We start from the raw sequence: 18,830 nt of genomic DNA, 5'->3' as shown, positions 1-18,830 counted from the left end.
TGGATTAATTTTCTTAATTGATTGCCACAAAATAGAAAATTAAAAGATAGATTTTTTAATGCTCATAAAAGCTTAACAAAACTCTAAGAGAATCCTTAATAATCAATTTAAAAAACTATTTTTAGTATTGGTAATCATACAAGTTGTATTTAAGTTTGAATATGATGAAGTAAAATACCGTAGAGCAATACATCAATAATGAAAAGTCCATAAATCATTTATAATACAAAAAAGAGGTAATAAATGCTTTTTCTCTTGCTTTCGCGGAAGCGGAATAAAAATAGCCTTTTGAATTCTTAAAATTATTGCTCATATCGACAAAGTAGCGTAACTTTACTTTATATGACCGAAGTAGAGACTATAGAGGAAAATAAGAGAATAGCCAAAGGCTATAAAGACCTTTTAAAAATAAGCTATCAGATGCTTACAGACGTGGATAAAAAGCTGATTAGAAAGGCTTTTGATGTCGCTGTAGAAGCACATGCACCACAACGTCGTAAATCTGGTGAAGCGTATATTTTTCATCCTATAGCTGTTGCAAAGATTGTTGCGAAGCAAATAGGTTTAGATGCTACCGCGATTGCCGCTGCACTGCTACACGACGTTGTAGAGGATACTTCTTATACATTGTCAGACATAGAACAACTTTTTGGTGAAACCATTGCTAGAATTGTAGATGGACTAACTAAAATTGCCCATCTTAAAAAGGATGCAGATATTTCTCAACAAGCAGAGAATTTCCGTAAGATGCTACTGACTCTTAATGATGATATACGTGTGATTATCATTAAAATAGCAGATCGTTTGCACAATATGCAAACCATGGATAGCATGCCGGATTATAAACAGGTGAAAATTGCTAGTGAAACACTTTATATCTATGCCCCTATCGCGCACCGATTGGGATTGTATAACATAAAAACAGAGCTTGAAGATCTAGGTTTAAAATATACCGAACCAGAGGTTTTTAACGATATCCAACAGTCTATTGTAGAAAGTAAAGAAGAGCAAAAGAAATATATTGAGGATTTCAGCTCTGTGATTGATGATAGTTTACAGCGAGAAGGATTAGAATATAAAATTTCTGGAAGACCTAAATCTGTTTTTTCTATCCGTCGCAAGATGCTAAAACAAAATGTCTCTTTTGATGAGGTTTATGACAAGTTTGCTGTCCGTATTATTTTTAGAAGTGATCGTGCAAATGAGAAATTTCTAGCATGGAAGATATACTCTGTAGTTACAGATCACTTTACTCCTAATCCGGTACGATTGAGAGACTGGATCAGTTCTCCTAAATCTACTGGTTATGAAGCCTTACATATCACGGTTATGGGACCAGATGGTAGATGGGTAGAAGTACAAATAAGATCTGAACGCATGCATGAAATCGCCGAAAAAGGTTATGCAGCGCATTATAAATACAAACAAGGCAGTAAAGAAGACGGTCTGGAAGAATGGCTTAATAGGTTGCAAGAAGCACTGGAAAATCAAGATGGTAATGCTGTCGATTTTGTAGAGCAGTTTAAACTTAATTTATATAGTAAAGAGATTTTTGTATTCACGCCTACCGGTGAATTAAAATCACTTCCTAAAGCTTCTACTCCACTAGATTTTGCTTTTGCCATTCACACAGAAGTAGGTATGCACACACGTGGTGCAAGAGTAAATGGAAAGTTAGTGCCATTATCTCATGAATTAAAGAGTGGTGATCAAGTAGATATCATTACTTCTGATAATCAAAAGCCTACAAAGAACTGGTTAGATTATGCAACAACAGCAAGAGCACGGTCAAAAATTAAAAGTGCCTTAAAAGAAGATCAAAAAATAATAGCTCTTGATGGTAAAGAGGTTTTATTGAGAAAATTAAAATCTCAAAAAATATCTCTTGATGAAACAACAGTTAATCAAATGGTTACCTTTTTTAAACTTAAGACCAGTCATGATCTTTTTTATAGAGTTGGAAATGGAACTATTGATAATAAAGGTATAAAAGAATATGCTAATAGTAGAAGTAATGCTTTATACTCTTTTATCAAGAGTAAAATGCGTAAACCTAAGGATAACCCTGATATCCATAAGGAAGAAGTAACAGAAAATTACGACGCCATTGTTTTTGGTAAAGAAGGGGCGACATTAGATTATACACTTTCCAAGTGCTGTAATCCTATTGAAGGAGATTCTGTTTTTGGTTTCACTACTGTTAGTGAAGGAATAAAGGTTCATAAGAATAATTGTCCTAATGCGATAAGCCTACAAAGTAAGTTTGCTTATAGAATCATCAGTGCAAAGTGGATTGATTCTACCCAAAGAGAATACAAAGCAGAGTTGAAGTTGACAGGAATTGATAGAATGGGACTTGTACAAGAAGTGACAGGACTGATATCTGAAAATATGCACGTAAATATTAGAAATATTTCTTTTAATAGTAATCACGGTATTTTTACAGGAGAAATTACCGTTATTGTACCTAATAAAAATTTACTGACTTCATTAATTCAGAACCTTAATAAATTAAATGGTATCGATAAGGTAACCAGATCTTAAATATATGAGTGAAATTATTAACACCCTTGAAAAAGAACAAGAAACGGTAAGGAATGTATTCACTCAATTTTTGAGTGAAAAGAAGCATCGTAAAACGCCAGAACGCTATGCTATTTTAGATGAAATTTATGCTAGCGAAGAGCACTTTGATGTAGAGTCTTTATACATCAAAATGAAGGAACAAAACTACCGTGTAAGTCGCGCTACTCTTTACAACACGATTGAATTATTATTAGAGTGTAAACTAGTTAGAAGACATCAATTTGGTCAAAATCAATCACATTATGAGAAGTCTTATTTTGACAGACAACACGATCATTTGATTCTCACAGATTCGCACGAAGTTATTGAATTTTGTGACCCAAGAATAGAGTCAATAAAAAAGACAATTGAAGAGGTTTTTGATGTTAAGATTACCAATCATTCTTTATACTTTTACGGCGTTAAAAACAAAACTGAAAAACAGTAAACATGGCAGTAGATTTATTGCTCGGTCTTCAATGGGGCGACGAGGGAAAAGGTAAAATAGTTGACGTACTTACTTCAAATTACGATATCATCGCAAGGTTTCAAGGTGGACCTAACGCTGGACATACTTTAGAATTTGACGGAATAAAGCACGTTTTGAGAACAATTCCTTCAGGAATATTTCATGATAAATCCATAAACGTAATCGGTAACGGTGTTGTAATCGATCCTGTGGTTTTTATTCAAGAATTAGATGGGTTGAAGCAATTTGATATTGATTACAAAAGTAAATTGATTCTCTCCAGAAAAGCTCATGTAATTCTTCCTACCCATAGATTGTTAGATGCAGCTTCTGAGGCTTCAAAAGGTAAAGCAAAAATAGGTTCTACTCTCAAAGGAATAGGTCCTACGTATATGGATAAAACTGGTCGCAACGGTATTAGAGTTGGAGATTTAGAACTGGACTCTTGGAAAACAAAATACCGTGCACTTGCTAATAAACATGAAGAGCTTATCGCTTTTCACAATGTAGATATACAATACAATCTTCCAGAAATGGAGGAAGAGTTTTTCAAAGCTGTTGAGATTTTGAAAGAATTGACTTTTATTGATTCTGAAGAATATTTACAACAAGCGCAAAAAAACGGTAAAAGCATACTTGCAGAAGGTGCTCAAGGATCTTTACTTGATATTGACTTTGGGACTTATCCATTTGTAACTTCTTCTAATACCACTGCTGCAGGAGCTTGTACAGGTTTAGGAGTAGCACCTAATCAAATAGGTGAAGTATATGGTATCTTTAAAGCATATACTACTCGTGTAGGAAGTGGTCCGTTCCCTACAGAACTATTTGATGAAGTAGGTGCAGAAATGGCAAAAGTAGGTCATGAATTTGGCGCTGTAACTGGACGTGCACGTAGATGTGGATGGTTAGATCTAGTTGCTCTTAAATACACATGCCAGGTAAATGGTGTAACCCAACTAATGATGATGAAAGGTGATGTACTGTCTGGTTTTGACAAATTAAAAGTATGCACCGCTTATAAATATAAAGGCAAAGAGATCACGCATTTACCATACAACATTGAGCCTGAAAACGTGACACCTATTTATTCTGAGTTTGATTGCTGGAAAGAGGATCTTACTAAAATGAGAGAAGCTTCTCAATTTCCTAAGGAATTGAATGCTTATATTGACTTTTTAGAAAAGGAATTAGAGATTCCTATCAAAGTCGTAAGTGTTGGTCCAGATAGAACACAGACCATTCACAGATAAGACTCAAGTAACTAAATTACAAATCCCAAGTTCAAAAGCTTGGGATTTGATGTTTAAATAATAGTAATATGCCATTAAGAAAGAATATAACCGTTGTTATTAAAGGAATGCTCATGGGCGCGGCAGATGTTGTTCCTGGAGTTTCTGGCGGTACCATTGCTTTTATCACAGGGATTTATGAAGAACTTATAAAAACTATTGATGGCCTTGACTTTCAATTACTAAAAGACCTTTTTAAAGTAGGGATCAAAGTTACTTTTATAAAATATAATCTAGGTTTCTTACTTTCCTTACTCTTTGGTATTGCAATCAGTATTTTAAGTCTATCCAAACTGCTTACCTATCTATTACAAACCTATCCTGTTTTATTATGGTCCTTCTTTTTTGGACTAGTCCTAGCGAGCGTTTTGTACATAGGTAAACAAATTTCTAAATGGAATGTAGCTGTTATTATAGCAATTATAGTTGGAACCTTAATTTCTTATTACATAACCGTTGCAGAACCTTTGGGATCTCCAGATAACTGGTGGTATATCCTATTTTCTGGTTTCATTGCTATCATTGCTATGATTTTACCTGGTGTTTCTGGAGCATTTTTATTGTTACTACTAGGTAGTTACAAAACAGTTTTAGGCTCTATTTCTGGTCTTTTAGAAGCTGTAATAGAAGGGAATTGGTCTCTAGCATGGACGTATTTAAGCAATTTATTGCTATTTGCTATAGGCTGTGTGATAGGTCTTAAAGTATTTTCTCGTGTTTTGACATGGTTATTTGAAAATCAAAAAAACTTAACCTTGGCTTTATTAACAGGTTTTATGATCGGTTCATTAAATAAATTATGGCCGTGGAAGGATATCATAAAATATCGAACTAATAGTCACGGAATCGAAGTTCCATTTTTAGAAAAAAGTATATCACCGTTTGATTTTAAGGGTGATCCACAAATACTGTATGTATGTTTACTTACTGTCACAGGATTTGTTTTGATCCTTGCTCTTGAAAAATGGGCCCATAAAAAACAAGTATAATTGCGTCAAGCCACTAGAAGTTTTACTGATAAATTATTCCTTATCCTAAAGGGAATAGCTATGGGAACTGCAAACAAAGTTCCTGGCATTAGTGGCGGCGTAGTAGCCTATGTAGGTGGATTCTATGAAGAGTTTATTTACTCCTTACAAAAACTAAATCTTAAAGCTTTTAAACTATTAATTTCTGGCAGATTTGATAGCTTTTTCTCTTATATCAATGGAAAATTTTTAGGTTTACTAATTCTAGGAGAAGCTTTAAGTTATTTTACAGTAAGCAAAGGCTTTGATATATTAATTCAATATTATCCTATTCTAGTATGGGCGCTATTTTTTGGTATGATACTAGGTTCTATTTATTACATATCTAGAAGTTATGGAGAATGGACGCGTAATAATATTTTTATACTGATCGCAGGGATTACTATAGGAGTAGGCACTTCCCTACTCGATCCTGCAACTGAAAATCCTAACCTTATTTTTGTATTCTTTTGTGGAATGGTAAGTATTTCAGGAATGACCATACCTGGTTTAAGTGGTAGCTTTATCTTGATCCTCTTAGGTAATTATGTACTTCTATTAGTAGATAGTATCAACGCTTTTTTTGATACCATGATCGCCGTTATGCAATTGGATTTCTCCTGGTGGAATGATCCTGGTCATATGCAAATGTTAAGTATTCTTACTGCTTTTGTGTTAGGATCTATAGTCGGATTAATTAGTTTATCACATCTTTTAGGATGGACTATAAAACATTATCGCAACGAGACTAATGCCGTGATTATAGGTTTTATAACTGGTTCACTAGGTGTCGTATGGCCATGGAAAAAGGAAGTATTTCAACTTACAGAATCAGGGCTTTTTGCTCTTGATAAAAGCGGAAATAAAATCTTAGAAAATTACAGCCGTTACTGGCCAGAAATAACAGACTCACATACGTGGATCGCACTTTTCATGATCCTTATAGGGTTTTTAAGTGTTTATATATTAGATCATTATGGAAACAAAGCAAATCCCATCTAGTGTTTTTGGATTGATAGGTGAGCGACTGGATTATAGTTTTTCAAGAGCTTATTTTAATGAGAAATTTGAAAAATTAAAGTTAGATGATCACAGTTATAAAAACTTTGAAATGAGTAGGGATTTTTTGTTATCCCGCTTTCGCGAAAGCGTCACCTATAACAAACATCTAAGAACAACTAATGGTAAAAATGAAATTATCAGAGGTCTTAACGTAACTATTCCATACAAACAAGATGTACTTGAAATAGTGGATGAACTAAGTGAAGAAGCTAAAGTTATAGGTGCGATAAATACCATTACTATAGAAGATAATATCTGGACCGGTCACAATACGGATTGTTATGGTTTTGGGAAAAGTTTAGAGTCCTACTTGCCTATTAAAAAAAATGCCTTGATTCTGGGAACTGGTGGTGCTTCTAAAGCTATCGCTTATACCCTTGAGGCTTTAAAAATTCCGTATTTGTTTGTTAGTAGAAATCCTAAAGATGAATTTACGATAGACTACAAATCGATCAATAAAGAAGTGATGGATATGGTAAGTCTCATTATTAACACCACACCTTTAGGAGTCATTCCTGATGTGCATTTGAAACCAGATTTACCTTACGAATTGATAAATGAATCACACATTTTATATGACCTAGTTTACAATCCTTCTCTCACTTTATTCATGAAATTAGGACAACAGCAAGGAGCAAAAGTGACTAATGGTTATCAAATGCTAGTACATCAGGCAGAAAAAGCATGGGAACTTTGGAATAAGTAAGCTATAATAGAATTGTGGTTGAGCAAGAAACTAATTATATTGCCATCCTATTAAAAAATAGAAAATGGAAAAGAATGACAACCTGCACAATGCAGACGGAAAATCACAAGATATTAATCCTGTGAATAAGGAAGCACAAGATGCTCTAGAAAACGCTATGGTAGAAGAGTCTGCAGTGAAACAATCACTAGAAGGCCAAGAAACTACAGATAGTGATGGTGAAAAAGACGAACCTGTTAAGGAAGGAACTAATAAAACTACTGAGAAAGTAGAAGATGAGTCCACCACACATGAAGACGCTATAGTTGAAGAAAAAGAAACCGTTGAAAAACAGGAAGACACTATTGTAGAAGTAGATGAAGATGAAGATGAAGATGATAATGAGCCAGAAGATGATAGCGTAAAAGAAATACCAGAGAAGGATTATAACTCTATGGATATGCCTACTCTAGTTAAAGAGTTAAGGTATTTAATGCAAGAATTTCCTATCAATAGCTTTAGAACACAGGCAGAAGATATCAAGAAAGCCTTTGAAACGGCAGATGCTGATGCAAAGAAAGAAGCTCTAGAAAAATTTACAGAAGAAAATCCGCCTAGTGATGATGCTCTTGCACCACAATTTGAATATAAAAATGCGCATGCAACAGAGTTTTATGACTTACATTCTTTATATAGAAAACAAAAAGGTCAATTTCAAAGAGACAAGCGTAAACAGCAAGAAGAAAATCTTGCCAAGCGCCGTGATATTATAGAAGGAATTAAGCAATTGATCAATCAAGAAGAAAATATTGGAACTACCTTCAAGAAGTTTCATAGTCTTCAAGACCAGTGGAAGGCAACAGGAAACATACCTCATGATGCATATAACATTACGTGGGAAGATTACCGCCTGGCAACTCAAAATTTTTATGACTACATAGACCTTAGTAAAGAACTAAGAGATAAAGATTTTGAGCGTAATCTAGAATTTAGAAAGAAGATTATTGCTCGTGCTGTTGAATTAGGTGCAGAAGAAAACATACATAAAGCTCTTAGAGAATTACAAGAACTTCACCGCATGTGGAAAGAAGATGCTGGACCAGTAGCAAAAGAAGAACGAGATCCTATTTGGGATGAGTTTAGTGCTGCAACTAAAGTCATTCATGATAAACGACAAGCTTATTATGATGAGCGTGATAAAAAGAGTGCACACAACCAGCTGGTTAAAGAAAATATAGTTGCAGAAATTGCAAAGATTACAGCCGCAGGTGCAAAGAATCATAAAGAATGGCAAGATAGGTTAGAAGAAATTAATGTTTTAAGAGAATTGTTTACTTCTACCGGTCCTGCTCCTAAAGCTATAAATAATGAATTGTGGAATCAATTTAGAACGGTAACCAGGGAATTCAATAAAGCAAAAAATGATTATTATAAAGGGCTTAAAAAAGAGCAACAGGATAATCTTGATGCAAAAATGAAATTGATTGCTATTGCTGAAGAGCATCAAGACAATGAAAACTTTGCCGAAGGACTTCAAATAATGAAACGCATTCAAGCAGAATGGAAGGAAATAGGTCATGTTCCTAGAAAAGATAGTGACAAGATCTGGAAACGCTTCCAGAAGGCTTGTAATGGTTTCTTTGAGAAGAAAACAGCTCAGAAAAAAGAAGATAGTAAAGAAGAGGTAGAAAACTTTGACAAAAAGATGAAAGTCTATGATGCATTAAAAGAAATGATCCCTCAAGATGATAAGAAGGCGATGCTAGCTGATGTTGAAAAACATATGGCAGACTGGGCAGCTATAGGTCGTGTACCTTATAGCAAACGTATGATCCAAGAAAAGTTTGAAAAGTTACTTCACGCAAAGTTGAAAGCAGCCGGACTAGGCGCTGTAGATGCTGAGATGTTGAAATATCAAAACAAATTAGCTAGCTTGAAAAATGGTAATGAAAGTGACTTCAAAAATGAACGTTTCTACTTAAGAAAAAGACGTGACGAGATTCAAGACGAAGTAAGACAATTAGACAACAATCTTCAATTTATTAATGCAAAGGATGATAAAAATCCATTTTTAGTTCAAACTAAAAAGAATATTGCAGAGTTAAATAAGGAACTGGACGTTATTAAAGAAAAGCAAAAGCAATTAAACATTCTTCAAAGACAGCTAAAGAAGGAAGAAGATGACGCTGCTGCAGCTGCTGCCGAGAGTGAAGTAGCTAGTGAGAATGAAGATGTTGAAAAGCCCGAGTAAGGTTTCCATCAAATAATTTTTAAAAAGCGCTGATTTACTTCAGCGCTTTTTTTAGCTTTAACAACTAATTAAATGAACCATGTTTAAGTATCTTGAAAGAATTCTAGGAAAACCCATAAAATATTATGAAACCTTAATGACTAGTAAAGCTGAAAACTTTACAGTTAAAGAAGTTGATATACAAAGCATAATTAATTCACTGACACCTTATGTTGTTCCTGCTACTACTTATAAAATTGATACCGTTAACCATTCATCCATAGAATTAAAAAATAGTCTAACTGTACCAAAGAATAAAAAAAAGGAATCTTTACCTTTAGTAGGAACTTTTATTGTTGGTGACGAAATTTTACTTTTCTTTTTAAATGAAGAAAAGGTCATCAAGGATTCATCCAACTATTGTTTAACCATTAAAAAATCAGATGACTTTTTAATAAACAATGAAATAATTTTGAATCAGTCACATGCAAGTGTTTTTGATACGGTACCCATATGGGAAGAAATAATTCATCGATTTCCAAAGATTCATCAACTTATCCTTTCTTTGAATCCTCAAAATCCATGGACACTTTATAAAAAAGCCGTAACGGACTATAAAATTACTGATAGAAATATTATTTTGGGAGGCTATCCGCAATGGCGTATCAATAATATAGACTTTAGAAAAATAAAGAATTTAAAATATTTAATGGAGTATAGAATAGATGATAAAAAATTTTCAGTCTACTTTTTTAAAGATCCTAAAACACAAGAAATCAAAACTATAGAGCAAAGAGACTAATAAATGAGATGAATTTATCATAAAAAATTATCTCTAAATAATTGAGCTAATTATATTTGTTAATTTGCACTATATTAGCTTATGGATCAAATTAGTACGTATTTTAAAATTAATCGATGTTCAGAAAAATAATAAAATATATACCATCTACGATATTGTTTGGTGAAGATGAGTCACGATTTAAATGGAATACGTTTGATGATCATCTAATTGGAGGAAGATCGTTAAGTTTGATGGAGCAACGAGAATCAGTTATTAAATACAGTGGAACTATCAAAAACCTAAATAATTCTTCTTGGAGTTGTTTAAGATCAAATAAATTAGATCAAGACATTAGTGGATATAAAGGACTAAAAATAAAATTAAAACCTGATAAAAATACCTATTCCTTTCAAATGGAATATAACCAGGGCTGGCAAGATGAAAAATGTAGTTGCTTGATACAAGCAATACCTGATCAATGGAACGTAGTAGATTTAAAGTTCGAAAACTTTCAACATATACAATTTGGAAAAAACCTTAAACAAGATCTCAATCCCAGTGTACTAAATCATATTTTAAGATATAATTTTTATGTGACTAGGAAATCTACTGGAAGTTTTAACTTAGAAATAGAATACATACAATTTTATTAAAATAAATTATAGAATAAAAAAAGCCGTTTCAATTACCTGAAACGGCTTTTCAATATGCTAGATAAGTGAAATTAAAAGGAAGCTTTTAATTTGTTTCTATGGTAATCTACTAAGCCTTCAATAGGTCTCCTTACAATATTACCTACTTCATATCCAAATTCTGCAGCGACTTGCTTAATTCTAGCCTGTGCAAAATGAGCAATACTACCCACAAAGTGAACTTCATGAGATTTGATCTCTTCACTAAATTGTAAAATCATATTACGAGAAAACTTACGCAAGCCTTTTCTCAATAATTTTTTGATATAACGTTCTTCAAGGTTTTGAAAAATGAATTCTGCGTGGTGAGCTAGAAATGCGTTTGGATTTGGTTGTTTGTACAAATTGAATTTAATGTAATCTGGATCCATATTATAAGAATCTTCAAACTTCTTCATCAAATCTTTAGGCATATTTCTAAAACCATAATCTCTTAGAAGATTTTTTCCGTACCAGTTTCCACTAGCCTCGTCCATAAGTGTATATCCCAGAGAGACTACACGCTGTTCAATATTTTGACCATCAGAAAAACAACAATTAGAACCAGTTCCTAAAATGCATACTACACCAGGCTCATCGCCTACTGCTGCATAAACTGCTGCTGCAGTATCTTCCTTAACCATAACACTACTATTAGAAAAATAGCTAGCTAAAAGTAATTCGAGGTTTTTCCTCGGTGCTTCTGTACCACAGCCTGCACCATAAAAGAATACTTCTTTTATTTGATCTTTATGAGATACTAATTCTTCACTCTCAAGAATACGTTCTTGCAATTGTTCTGTAGAAAGTATCGCAGGATTCATCCCACGAGTACGTGTTTTAAATAATTGATCTCCATTATCATCGAGAGCAATCCAATCAGATTTTGTCGAACCACTATCTGTTATAAGAATCATAAAGGTTAATTAAGGTTTGTGAAAAATAAAAGCGCTGTGATGTAATGGATCACAACGCTTTTGATATGACTATAAAGAATTAACTTTTTCTGCTAGATCTACTAATTTGTTAGAGTAACCAAATTCGTTATCATACCAGCTTACTAACTTAAAGAACGTAGAGTTCAATTCTATAGCTGCTCCAGCATCATAGATACTTGTGCGATCGTCGCTTACAAAGTCTTGAGATACCACAGCCTCATCAGTATATCCCACAACACCTTTCATCGCTCCTGTAGAAGCCGCTTTAAAGGCAGCGTTGATTTCTTCAAGATTGGTTTCCTTTTCTAATTTTACGGTTAAATCTACAACCGATACATCTACCGTAGGAACACGGAAGGCCATACCAGTTAATTTACCAACTAATTCTGGTATTACTTTTGTTACTGCCACAGCAGCACCAGTTGTTGCTGGAATAATGTTATTCATGGCACTACGGCCTAAACGGTAATTCTTCTTACTAGGTGCATCAACAGTTTGTTGTGTTGCTGTTGCAGCATGTACTGTAGTCATTAATGCCTCTTTAATACCAAAGTTATCATTAAGAATCTTTGCCATAGGCGCCAGACAGTTAGTAGTACAAGATGCATTTGAAACTATCGTATGATCGGCTGTCAATTCAGCATCATTAACACCCATTACAAACATAGGAGCTGTTTTTGATGGAGCAGATATCACTACTTTCTTTGCTCCTGCATCGATATGGGCTTGTGCATTATCAAGATCTGTAAAGATACCTGTACAATCTGCAACCACATCTACATCTACTTCGTTCCATTTCAAATTCTTAGGATCGCGCTCGCTAGTTACTCTTACTGTAACACCATCTATAATTAGATTGCCATCTTTAATCTCTATAGTACCACCGTAACGACCATGAACAGAATCGTACTCTAACAAATAAGCTAATTGCTCAACGTCCACTAGGTCATTGATCGCTACTACTTCTACATTTTCTCTCTTCAACGTAGCTCTAAAAACGATACGTCCTATACGTCCAAATCCGTTGATTCCTAATCTTAATTTTTTACTCATCTTATTCTTGTTTTACTTTTATTAATATGAATTGCTGCATGATTACAGCGGTTGATTGTTTTATTACAAAGCTTTTCAATTACTTCTTTTACTATTAACATCAATCCAAATTCCTGAATTGATATTCTTACTTTCATTAAGTAGTCATAATATCACTAACACGCAATAATTCTAGGTCGATGTCTGTTTTTCCTTTAACTGCAAGATCAATAGGACAAAGAACCATTTTAGTGTCTTTTATTCCCACCATATAATTGGTTTTTCCTTCCAGTAAGCTTTCTACCGCTTTTACGCCCATACGGCTAGCAAGTACTCTATCAAAACAAGATGGAGAACCACCTCGCTGCATGTGACCTAATACTGAAACACGTACTTCATATTCTGGTAGATTTGATTCTACATAATCTTTTAGTTCAAAAACGTTATCTCCTGTTTTATCACCTTCGGCTACAACGACGATACTGGAAGATTTTCCAGATAAACGAGACCTTTTTAAGCTTTCGAGTAATCGATCTTTTCCTAAATCTTCTTCTGGGATTAGAATTTCCTCTGCTCCTGCTCCTACTCCTGCGTTTAATGCAATGTGACCTACATCACGACCCATTACTTCCACAAAAAACAAACGGTTATGTGAACTGGCTGTATCACGTATTTTATCAATACATTCTACCACCGTATTTAAAGCAGTGTCGTAACCTAATGTATGTGTAGTTCCGTAGATATCGTTATCGATAGTTCCTGGTATTCCCATTACTGGAATATTGAATTCTTGCGAGAATATCATGGCTCCAGTAAAACTACCATCACCACCTATTACTACAATAGCATCTAGTCCTTCTTCTTTTGCTTTCGCGAAAGCGGCATTACGACCTTCCTTAGTCCTAAATTCATTTGATCTCGCACTTTTAAGAATCGTACCACCTTTATTGATGATATTATTCACACTACGCGCGTTCATTTCTTTGAAATCTCCTTCTATTAAACCTTGATAACCACGGTAAATCCCAACACACTCAATTTTATGAAATGCACAGGTACGAACTACCGCTCTTATGGCAGCATTCATTCCTGGAGAATCGCCTCCAGAAGTCATGACACCTATTTTATTTATATTGCTATTCATTGCGTTTTTAATAATAACCATGCTAATCTATTAAAGTTTTGCCATTGTAAGTAGTGATTTATTCTATATTTAGCTTTTCAAGAAAATTCAAACGTTATCGTTAATAACTTTTATTTATGAAATTAGAATTCATAGACATTTGCATCATCATTGCCTTCTTTTTGGTCTCACTCGCCATAGGAATTATTGTGTCAAAAAAGAGCTCTGCAAACAGTTCTTCCTTTTATTTATCTGGTAGAAACATGCCATGGTGGTTATTAGGTGTTTCCATGGTCGCCACCACTTTTGCTGCAGACACGCCTAATCTGGTGGCTGGACTCGTACGTTCTGATGGTGTTTCTGGTAATTGGGTCTGGTGGGCATTTTTACTTACTGGTATGCTTACGGTTTTTTTCTATGCCAGATTATGGCGCCGCAGCGGCATTACTACAGATCTTGAATTCTACGAGATGCGCTATAGCGGTAAAAGTGCTGCATTCCTACGTGGTTTTAGAGCCATTTATCTAGGTGTAGTCTTTAACATCATTATTATGGCAACCGTTTGTCTGGCCGCCATTAAAATAGGACATGTAATGTTTGGTTTTAGTGCTGCCACCACATTAACCTATGCGTCTCTTGTCACATTAGCTTATTCTTTATTAGGCGGTTTAAAAGGCGTGCTTATTACAGATTTTGTCCAGTTTATCATTGCTATGGTAGGTTCTATCTGGGCGACCTGGTACATACTAGACCTTCCAGAAATTAATGGAATGGCAAACCTTATTACACATCCTAACGTTCAAGATAAACTAGATTTTTTTCCAGATTTTTCTAACACAGACTTATTGATGGGAATCTTTATCGTCCCTATCGCCGTACAATGGTGGAGCACCTGGTATCCTGGTGCAGAGCCAGGCGGCGGTGGCTATATTGCACAACGTATGCTCGCTGCAAAAGATGAAAAAAATGCCACATGGGCTGTACTTTTCTTTAATCTAGCACATTATGCACTTAGACCATGGCCATGGATTATCATAGGACTAGCTTCTTTGATCATTTACCCTAATCTAGAATCGCTAGCCACCGCTTTTCCAGATCTAGACGCAAGTTTTATTAAAGATGATTTAAGTTATCCAGCCATGCTCACCTATTTACCAGCAGGATTATTAGGTCTGGTCGTGACTTCATTAGTAGCTGCTTTTATGAGTACTATTTCTACCCATTTAAATTGGGGTTCTAGTTATGTAGTAAATGATTTTTATGCGCGTTTTATTAATAAAGAAGCTAGCGAAACTCAAAAAGTTATTATAGGTAGACTTTCTATGATAGCCATGATGGCAGCTGCTGCTCTACTTTCCTTTGTTTTAGAAGAAGCAAAATTTGCCTTTGATCTCATCATACAAATAGGCGCAGGATCTGGATTGCTATTTATATTAAGATGGTTCTGGTACCGCATCAATCCATGGTCAGAAATTACTGCGATGGCAGTTTCTTTTACCATGGCTGTAGTTTTCTTTATTAATTCTAGCGAGCTTCTAGGCCTAGAAAATCAGCTATTAGGTGAATTACAAAATTGGGAAATGATATGTATGAACGTACTTATCACCAGTATTGCTTGGTTAGTGGTCACTTACCTGACTGAAAAAAGTGAGCTCAATACCATTGACACCTTTCATGCAGCCATATTTGGACAAGAATCAAAGTTTTATAACTTCCAGTTTAAAACCATTGGTTTTCTTCTAGGCATTGTAGGTATTTACAGTTTGTTATTTGCCACTGGTAAACTGCTTTATGGCGAGCTGGGAATAGGTCTAGCATTGCTCACCGTTTTTATAGCTTGCACAGCAGGAATATTAGGAATGAGGAAAAAGTTGTTTTAGAGTTTCGCTTTCGCGAAAGAGAGAAAGTACCATCTAAAAATAAATTTTAACGCTACACAGTATACGAATCATAAAAGGATAATAACAACAGAAATATGCGTTTATCCCGTAAATTTTTAAGGGATAAAAAGTATATTTGGGTAGATATAACAAGTTGGGTGTAATGCAAAAAAAATCCGTCATAAAAATAAATTTGTTTACTAAAAAGGAAACTTATATCTTTGCAACAAACAAATATGAATGACAGAAAAATTTAAAGTTGAGTTTCTAAAAGAAGTTTTTGAATTTCTTGATGAATTGGACGAAAAGGCAAGAGAAAAAATACTTTTCAATATTGACAAAGCAAAAGTCAAATCCGATAATACACTTTTTAAAAAACTGACTTCAGATATATGGGAATTTCGGACATTATTTAATAAGAAACAATATCGACTTTTTGCATTTTGGGACAAAACTGACAAGAAAATAACAATTGTTATTGCAACACACGGAATAATAAAGAAAACTCAAAAAACACCAAAAAAGGAAATTGACAAAGCAACCGAATTAATGAAAAAGTACTTTGAATATAAAAACAAGAAAAAATGAAAACATATACACTCGACGAAGTAAAAGATAAATACATTGGAAAAAAAGGAACTTCTAAAAGAGATTCTTATGAAAACGAATTACGACTTGACTTAATTGGAGAAGCAATTAAACAAGCAAGAAAAGACCGAAAATTAACGCAAACACAACTTGGAGAACTTATTGGCGTAAAAAAAGCTCAAATTTCAAAAATTGAGAACAATTTAACTGACGCAAGATTTGAGACAATTTTGAAAGTTTTTAGAGCTTTAAATGCAAAAATTAATTTTAATGTAGAATTGTTAAATCAAAAAATGGATTTAGCAACTGAATAAAGCACTACACCCAACACCGTGTAAAAAAAATTGCTGGTAAAAGCCTACTTACGAAAATCCTCGCGGATTTTCTTGGTTTGTGTTTTATTTACTAACTTTATTGCTTAAAACACGCAACTTTCCTTACACAACAACGTTGTGTTCAATAATCCGATCGTAGTAGACACTTTGATCTTAAGGATATTAAAAGGATGCTGAGATTAATAAACTGATAGTAGGTATCACGAAAAAAAAGATGATATCAGATCATATTTTTATCAAGTTTAGCGACACGTCGAATAAGAGTTCACTCTTAAATGAGCTAAGTAAAGCTCAAAAAACTTGAGATAAAAGTTAGACTTATGGAAGCAGATATGCAAACATTAGGCTTACTTTTCGTGGTAGTGTATCATTTTATCTATTAAATCCCAGCTTATATTTTTCTATTTCCTTATAACTGACCATATCGAGCCGTGAAACGATATAGTCAATAATAATAAAATAGAGATCAAAGGTGTTTCTTTAATTTTCGATGCGGACAACTGCGTAAATATGCTTTCTAATGTTTAATGGGGTGCTGCAAGAATTAGGTATATTTACATAACACAACTATGGATATAACAAATAGCGGTTAACAATCGTTGTGAAAAGAACCGCCACTTGTCATATCCGATCACGTTGTATGTAATTAAAATAAACACCTAAAAATGAAATTTACGACTATAATTCTTAATCTTTTATTACTTAGTATTTCATTTAAAGAATATCGAATATTTAATAACATTAAAGATAGCCTCGAAATAAAATCAAAAACTTCACTCTATTATAAACAGACTGTAGACACAATCAAACCAAATAATAAAAATTTTGATTTATTGATTAGAGGAAACGAAAATTATGATATAATCTTAACGAAGATAAAAAAGGCGGATTATGAAGAAGCAAGAAAAATTCAAACTACTCAATTATTAGACAAAACTATAATTCCTTCTCAGGTAAATTTGACTGAATCTTGTTATACTGTCGAGACACCAATTAAGACCGTAAAAACTTGTTTAGATGGTGATGATGAACTTCTTAATATATATTATAGTGGCTTCATAAAAAAGCTAAATAGTTGTGTTATATCAGAAGAATGGTTTGAGGTGCCCACATTAAGTAATAAAGTAATTAATTTAGATAACGGAGCAATTACCTACGTTGACGGAGATGAACTTATATTTTCGCCAAACTTAAATTTCATTTATAGCCCAGCTTTTGTTGAAGGAATTTCTTTGTATCAAATAATGGATAAGAAAATATATCCAATTCTTAAAACAGATTGGGAAATAGAAGAAAAATATAAATTTAATTTTAGATCTTTTGTTAAAGCATATTGGGTCTCGAATAGTAGTTTCTATGCAAGTAATGGTAAAGAATATTATAAATTTAAGATACAAGATAAACGAATTACGTATAATAATGAGTTTAAAAAAAATATTGTAAAAGCGGAAAATAAAAAGTTTCTAATTAAAGTAGACAGACTGAAGGATGGCACTATAAGATATATGTCTTGGAACAAACCAAAAACCGCAAATGAAAGACCAAGTTTAGTTTTGTATAATGGAGAGGTTGAACAACAAACGAAATATGGTTCTGGTTTTGATTATCGATTTCAAAACGGAGAGCATCTTTATATGATAGAAAATAATGTCGAAACGACAAGTTCTAAAAGCTTGATGCTTAGGCTCTATAAAAACTATGATGAAATACTATATACCAGTTTAACAGATTTGAATAAGAAAAAATAAAACTACATACAACAATGTATAACCGCAATTACGGCGGATTCGACTACGTCCGAATCCACTCGGAATTGCGAGCGTCAGTGCTTAACCGAAAAATAGTAACTTTAAGCCCGTAACTGACGGTTATACGAGACCGTTACCTGCAATTTAAACCAAGATTCCGCTGAATGAAGAACTGAATAAAATAAATCGTTTGAAATGAAAAAAGTAACAGTAAAGAACTTAATCGAATTTCGAGGAAAAAATAAACGAACTAAATTAACTTTTGTTCACAATCTCAAGAAAGAAAAAAAGAAATCGGAAGAAAGTTCTGGAGGCGATTATTGGATTAGCTGTTTAAGTGCAATTAGGAATTCTTTCAAAGAAAATGACGAAACTTTACTTGATGAAAAAATTGAACTATTAAGAGAGAAAATAAGAGTAA

Annotated in this window: 17 protein-coding genes; 14 read left to right on the top strand and 3 right to left on the bottom strand. The window is 33.7% G+C overall.

The genetic code is table 11. The annotated features are described in order from the left end of the window. Positions 1–342: 342 nt before the first annotated feature. From ACTF54_RS12740 to ACTF54_RS12700, 9 genes are all read left to right on the top strand, one after another. Positions 343–2,544, top strand: a complete 2,202-nt coding sequence (locus ACTF54_RS12740) for a RelA/SpoT family protein (protein ID WP_347202368.1) — start codon at positions 343–345, stop codon at positions 2,542–2,544. A 4-nt stretch (positions 2,545–2,548) separates the two neighbouring features. Beyond that, entirely contained in the window at positions 2,549–3,013 is a 465-nt protein-coding gene (locus ACTF54_RS12735; RefSeq protein WP_347195234.1) for a Fur family transcriptional regulator, read from the top strand. Positions 3,014–3,015: 2 nt separating this feature from the next. Further along, the gene (locus ACTF54_RS12730) at positions 3,016–4,287 is read left to right on the top strand and encodes an adenylosuccinate synthase (RefSeq protein WP_438969519.1); all 1,272 of its coding nucleotides are present in this window, start codon (positions 3,016–3,018) and stop codon (positions 4,285–4,287) included. 68 nt (positions 4,288–4,355) lie between these two features. Then, on the top strand, positions 4,356–5,315 hold the full coding sequence (locus tag ACTF54_RS12725) for a DUF368 domain-containing protein (protein ID WP_347195232.1): 960 nt from the start codon (positions 4,356–4,358) through the stop codon (positions 5,313–5,315). Next, the gene (locus ACTF54_RS12720) at positions 5,316–6,335 is read left to right on the top strand and encodes a DUF368 domain-containing protein (RefSeq protein ID WP_438969518.1); all 1,020 of its coding nucleotides are present in this window, start codon (positions 5,316–5,318) and stop codon (positions 6,333–6,335) included. Then, a complete protein-coding gene (locus ACTF54_RS12715; protein ID WP_438969517.1) occupies positions 6,310–7,101 on the top strand; it encodes a shikimate dehydrogenase family protein in 792 nt (263 codons plus the stop codon). The genes ACTF54_RS12720 and ACTF54_RS12715 overlap by 26 nt, the downstream gene beginning before the upstream one ends. 64 nt (positions 7,102–7,165) lie before the next feature. Beyond that, positions 7,166–9,331 carry a DUF349 domain-containing protein gene (locus tag ACTF54_RS12710; RefSeq protein ID WP_347195229.1) on the top strand — a complete coding sequence of 722 codons (2,166 nt, stop codon included), beginning with the start codon at positions 7,166–7,168 and terminating at the stop codon, positions 9,329–9,331. 79 nt (positions 9,332–9,410) lie between these two features. Beyond that, positions 9,411–10,112, top strand: a complete 702-nt coding sequence (locus tag ACTF54_RS12705) for a hypothetical protein (RefSeq protein ID WP_438969516.1) — start codon at positions 9,411–9,413, stop codon at positions 10,110–10,112. Between the two features lie 116 nt (positions 10,113–10,228). Then, on the top strand, positions 10,229–10,747 hold the full coding sequence (locus tag ACTF54_RS12700) for a CIA30 family protein (protein WP_347195227.1): 519 nt from the start codon (positions 10,229–10,231) through the stop codon (positions 10,745–10,747). Between the two features lie 71 nt (positions 10,748–10,818). Here the strand turns inward: ACTF54_RS12700 and ACTF54_RS12695 are convergent, their stop codons facing one another. The 3 genes from ACTF54_RS12695 to pfkA all read right to left on the bottom strand — a co-directional run bounded on the left by ACTF54_RS12695 (position 10,819) and on the right by pfkA (position 13,879). Beyond that, positions 10,819–11,682 (bottom strand): BadF/BadG/BcrA/BcrD ATPase family protein, encoded by an 864-nt coding sequence (locus tag ACTF54_RS12695; RefSeq protein ID WP_438969515.1) that lies wholly within the window; start codon positions 11,680–11,682, stop codon positions 10,819–10,821. 69 nt (positions 11,683–11,751) lie between these two features. Continuing rightward, complete coding sequence (gene gap / locus ACTF54_RS12690; protein WP_347195225.1) at positions 11,752–12,756, bottom strand: type I glyceraldehyde-3-phosphate dehydrogenase; 1,005 nt, start codon at positions 12,754–12,756, stop codon at positions 11,752–11,754. 136 nt (positions 12,757–12,892) lie between these two features. Further along, on the bottom strand, positions 12,893–13,879 hold the full coding sequence (gene pfkA, locus ACTF54_RS12685; RefSeq protein WP_438969514.1) for a 6-phosphofructokinase: 987 nt from the start codon (positions 13,877–13,879) through the stop codon (positions 12,893–12,895). Positions 13,880–13,995: 116 nt separating this feature from the next. Between pfkA and ACTF54_RS12680 the strand changes: the two genes are divergently transcribed. The 5 genes from ACTF54_RS12680 to ACTF54_RS12660 all read left to right on the top strand — a co-directional run. Next, positions 13,996–15,738, top strand: a complete 1,743-nt coding sequence (locus ACTF54_RS12680) for a sodium:solute symporter family protein (protein WP_347195224.1) — start codon at positions 13,996–13,998, stop codon at positions 15,736–15,738. A gap of 240 nt (positions 15,739–15,978) precedes the next feature. Beyond that, a complete protein-coding gene (locus ACTF54_RS12675; protein WP_438969513.1) occupies positions 15,979–16,326 on the top strand; it encodes a type II toxin-antitoxin system RelE/ParE family toxin in 348 nt (115 codons plus the stop codon). After that, positions 16,323–16,640, top strand: coding sequence for a helix-turn-helix domain-containing protein (locus ACTF54_RS12670; protein ID WP_438969512.1), 318 nt, complete (start codon positions 16,323–16,325; stop codon positions 16,638–16,640). Before ACTF54_RS12675 ends, ACTF54_RS12670 begins: the two co-directional genes overlap by 4 nt. Before the next feature lie 686 nt (positions 16,641–17,326). Continuing rightward, positions 17,327–18,409 carry a hypothetical protein gene (locus tag ACTF54_RS12665; RefSeq protein WP_438969511.1) on the top strand — a complete coding sequence of 361 codons (1,083 nt, stop codon included), beginning with the start codon at positions 17,327–17,329 and terminating at the stop codon, positions 18,407–18,409. Positions 18,410–18,604: 195 nt separating this feature from the next. Beyond that, positions 18,605–18,830 (top strand): hypothetical protein (locus ACTF54_RS12660; protein WP_438969510.1); only part of this gene is annotated, 226 nt, incomplete at its 3' end.

This window comes from Nonlabens sp., assembly GCF_965657255.1.
In the GTDB taxonomy this organism is placed as follows: Bacteria; Bacteroidota; Bacteroidia; order Flavobacteriales; family Flavobacteriaceae; genus Nonlabens.
The sequence above is the reverse complement of the archived record's forward strand: the minus strand, read 5'-3'. Positions and strand labels throughout refer to the sequence as shown.

What these genes read in the sequence shown, in the direction of transcription:
- ACTF54_RS12725 (WP_347195232.1), top strand. Translation starts at nt 4,356, where the DNA reads ATGCCATTAAGAAAGAATATAACCGTTGTTATTAAAGGAATGCTCATG.
- ACTF54_RS12670 (WP_438969512.1), top strand. Translation starts at nt 16,323, where the DNA reads ATGAAAACATATACACTCGACGAAGTAAAAGATAAATACATTGGAAAA.
- ACTF54_RS12680 (WP_347195224.1), top strand. Translation starts at nt 13,996, where the DNA reads ATGAAATTAGAATTCATAGACATTTGCATCATCATTGCCTTCTTTTTG.
- ACTF54_RS12665 (WP_438969511.1), top strand. Translation starts at nt 17,327, where the DNA reads ATGAAATTTACGACTATAATTCTTAATCTTTTATTACTTAGTATTTCA.
- ACTF54_RS12740 (WP_347202368.1), top strand. Translation starts at nt 343, where the DNA reads ATGACCGAAGTAGAGACTATAGAGGAAAATAAGAGAATAGCCAAAGGC.
- ACTF54_RS12700 (WP_347195227.1), top strand. Translation starts at nt 10,229, where the DNA reads ATGTTCAGAAAAATAATAAAATATATACCATCTACGATATTGTTTGGT.
- ACTF54_RS12715 (WP_438969517.1), top strand. Translation starts at nt 6,310, where the DNA reads ATGGAAACAAAGCAAATCCCATCTAGTGTTTTTGGATTGATAGGTGAG.
- ACTF54_RS12675 (WP_438969513.1), top strand. Translation starts at nt 15,979, where the DNA reads ATGACAGAAAAATTTAAAGTTGAGTTTCTAAAAGAAGTTTTTGAATTT.
- gap (WP_347195225.1), bottom strand. Translation starts at nt 12,756, where the DNA reads ATGAGTAAAAAATTAAGATTAGGAATCAACGGATTTGGACGTATAGGA.
- ACTF54_RS12730 (WP_438969519.1), top strand. Translation starts at nt 3,016, where the DNA reads ATGGCAGTAGATTTATTGCTCGGTCTTCAATGGGGCGACGAGGGAAAA.
- ACTF54_RS12710 (WP_347195229.1), top strand. Translation starts at nt 7,166, where the DNA reads ATGGAAAAGAATGACAACCTGCACAATGCAGACGGAAAATCACAAGAT.
- ACTF54_RS12735 (WP_347195234.1), top strand. Translation starts at nt 2,549, where the DNA reads ATGAGTGAAATTATTAACACCCTTGAAAAAGAACAAGAAACGGTAAGG.
- pfkA (WP_438969514.1), bottom strand. Translation starts at nt 13,879, where the DNA reads ATGAATAGCAATATAAATAAAATAGGTGTCATGACTTCTGGAGGCGAT.
- ACTF54_RS12705 (WP_438969516.1), top strand. Translation starts at nt 9,411, where the DNA reads ATGTTTAAGTATCTTGAAAGAATTCTAGGAAAACCCATAAAATATTAT.
- ACTF54_RS12695 (WP_438969515.1), bottom strand. Translation starts at nt 11,682, where the DNA reads ATGATTCTTATAACAGATAGTGGTTCGACAAAATCTGATTGGATTGCT.